Annotated in this window: 4 protein-coding genes; all 4 read right to left on the reverse strand. The window is 67.3% G+C overall.

The features are described from left to right. A partial coding sequence (locus tag VF497_RS01080) for a 5-oxoproline transporter, DUF979 family subunit (protein WP_330885398.1) occupies positions 1-443 on the reverse strand: 443 nt, incomplete at its 3' end. Continuing rightward, entirely contained in the window at positions 430-1,137 is a 708-nt protein-coding gene (locus tag VF497_RS01085) for a DUF969 domain-containing protein (RefSeq protein WP_330885401.1), read from the reverse strand. The genes VF497_RS01085 and VF497_RS01080, both read right to left, overlap by 14 nt. 41 nt (positions 1,138-1,178) lie before the next feature. Further along, positions 1,179-1,952 carry a 5-oxoprolinase subunit PxpA gene (locus tag VF497_RS01090; protein WP_330885402.1) on the reverse strand — a complete coding sequence of 258 codons (774 nt, stop codon included), beginning with the start codon at positions 1,950-1,952 and terminating at the stop codon, positions 1,179-1,181. Continuing rightward, the coding region (locus tag VF497_RS01095) for a biotin-dependent carboxyltransferase family protein (RefSeq protein ID WP_330885404.1) at positions 1,949-3,041 on the reverse strand (1,093 nt) is incomplete at its 5' end. The genes VF497_RS01090 and VF497_RS01095, both read right to left, overlap by 4 nt.

Raw genomic sequence — 3,041 nt, forward strand, 5'->3', positions numbered from 1 at the left:
ACGATCGCGGCGAGCACGCAGGCAAGGCCGAGCGAGACGAGGGTGGCCTGCGCCGCATCGACCAGCGCGGCGCCTTGCCACGAGAGGCGCGGAAGGACGAGCACGAGAGCGATCGTCGCGAATGGAATCGTCAGTGCGGGCAGGAACAGTGTGTTGCCGAGGCGCTCGGCGGCATCACGGCGCTCGCCGTCGGGCGATCCATGCTTCTGCATCGTGCCGCTCGCCGCGAGCAGACCGAGAGCGACGACGCCGAGCCCCATCATTTGCGCAGGCCAGCGCAAATGTGCGGCGCTCGCGGCCTTGATCGCGTCGCCGAACAGGAACGCGCAACCGACCAAGGCCCAGAATGCTGCCATCGACCAGCGTCGCTCGCGCAGGTTGTAGATCGCGCAGAGCACGAGCCAGACGCCCATCAACCAGTAGATGTACTCAAGGCGCAGCATCGGTCGCCTCGCCGCCCGAAGTTTTCGCGCGCGTCCGCTCAAGGTCGCGTTGAACCCACAGGATGCGCACGGCGTGGATCACGAACGCAGCGATCGCCGTCGGCAGCGCCCATAGCGCGATCGACAGCGGATCGAGTTCGATGCCGTTGCGCGCGTAGAACCCCTGGATCAGCAGCACGGCGCCGAAGGCGAGGAACACGTCTTCGCCGAAGAAACGGCCGACGTTGTCGGTCGCCGCGGCGAGCGCGTGCACACGTTCGCGTGCGTTGTCGTCGAGCGCGATGCCGTCGTTGCGCGCCGCCGCTTCGCTCATCGGCGCGACGAGCGGGCGCACGGTCTGCGCATGGCCGGCGAGGTCGATCATGCCGAGCATCGACAGCAGCTGGCGCGCGCCGAGGTAGGCGATCAGCAGGCGCGCGAGCGAGAGCTTGCGGAACGAGGCGATCCATGCCTGTGCGCGCTCGCGCAGGCCGTAGCGTTCGAGCAGGCCAATCGCAGGCAGGGTCAGCACGAACAGCAGCAGCGCACGGTTGCTCACGAACGAATCGCCGATCAGCGCGAGCAGGTCGCCGATGCCCATGCCGGCGGCGAGCCCACTCGTCACTCCAGCGGCGATCACGACGAGCACCGGGTTGCGTTTGAGCGCGAAGCCGACGATCACGACGGCGATGCCGGTCAGCGGCCAGTAGTTCATCGATTCTCCCGTTTCGTTGTTTTATGCGTGCTGCGCGGACGTTACGATGCGATGCGTCCGATGCCGACGCCGGCGTTCTTCAGCGCGGCATTCAACCGTTGCGCGAATACCGCAGCGTCTGGCCGGTCGCCGTGCACACATATCGTATCGGCGCGGATGTCGACGAGCTTGCCGTCGCGCGTCGGCGCGTTTCCGCGCGTCGCGATCTGCACGGCCTGGGCGACCGCGGCATCGACGTCGTGGATCACCGCGCCTTCCTCGCGGCGCGGCGTGAGCGAACCGTCGGCGCGGTAGCGACGGTCGGCGAACGCCTCGTGGGCGACGACGAGATCGAGCTGCGCGCCGGCGTGCGGCAGCTCGCTGCCTGCGAGACCGACGAGAATCAAGCGCGGATCGAAGTCGCGCACCGCGTTGGCAATCGCCTCGGCGAGCTTCGCATCCTTCGCCGCCATGTTGTACAGCGCGCCATGCGGCTTGACGTGATGCAGGCGCTGGCCCTGCGCGTGCACGAACGCGGCGAGCGCGCCGATCTGGTACAGCGTCGCCGCATGCGCCTCGCTCGGCGAGATCGCCATCTCGCGCCGGCCGAAACCCTGCAGGTCGGGCAGCGAGACATGCGCGCCGATCGCCACGCCGTGCTCCGCGGCGAGGATGACCGTGCGCTGCATCGTCATGAAATCGCCAGCGTGGAAACCGCAGGCGATGTTGACCGAACTGACCCACGGCATCACGCCGGCATCGTCGCCCATCGTCCAGGCGCCGAAGGATTCACCCATGTCGCAATTGAGATCGATGACCATGTTCGCGTTCGTCACCAGGGTCCGAGCAAGCGCGCGCGAATCCAGCTTTCGAGCTTGGCCAGCGCACGTTCGCGCTCAAGATAGCGCATTTGCGCATCGGCGAGATCGGTTTGCGCGAATCGCACGGCATCGCCGGGCCGCCGCTGCGCCAGATGCGGCATGTCGATCGCGATGACTTGCGCGATGCGCGGATAGCCGCCGGTCGTCGGCGCTTCGGCGGTCAACGCGATCGGCACGCCGCCGGGCGGCAATTGCACCGTGCCGGGCGCAGTGCCGGCCGAGACCATTTCGATCGGCGTTGCAAGTCTCATCGACGCGCTTTCGAGGCGACAGCCGACGCGGTTCGAATCGATGCCGATGCGGAATTCGCCGCCGAACAGCAAACGTTGCGATTCGGCATCGAGATGTTCGAAATGCGTGCCGACGATCGCGCGGATCGGTCGCGTCGCGCTGACGTCGAACCACGGCGAGGGATCGAGCGACCACGCGGTTGCGACGGCATTTCGGTTTTCGGCCTTCGCGACCGCTTCGAGCGCCTTCCACAATCCGCCGCACGCCGACGGCGGTGCAGCGATACACGACAACTCGTCGCCTGCGACCAGGGGGCGCGTGATCGGTCCGAGCGCGGCGTTGATGTCGGTGCTGCAGCTGCCGATCACGGCAGGCAGGTCGATGCCGCCGGCGAGCGCAAGATAGGCACGCGTGCCGCGACGCATGCCGCCGAGATTCAACTCGCTGCCCGCGCGCAGCAGGACCGGATGCCACAACGGCACGCTTTCGTTGCCACAGCGCGCATCGATTTCCGCGCCGGTGATCGCGATCAGTGTATCGGCTGCGAAGCGCAGGCGCGGACCGCGCAAGGTGATTTCCAGCGCCGCGGCATCCTGCGCGTTGCCGACCAGCATGTTCGCCAGACGCAGCGAGATGTCGTCCATCGCGCCCGCGCGGCCGACCCCGATCGCGCCGCCCGCATGGCGTCCACCATCCTGCACGCTGCTGAGCAGGCCCGGCGACAACACGGTGATGCCTGCCTGTTTTTTCCGAAGGGCGTGGTCAGCGGCCGCTGCCCTTTTATCTTCGACAAACGCAGGAATACTTCGAAAG

Origin of the sequence: Rudaea sp. (assembly GCF_036383415.1) — a bacterium.
Lineage (GTDB): Bacteria > Pseudomonadota > Gammaproteobacteria > Xanthomonadales > Rhodanobacteraceae > Rudaea.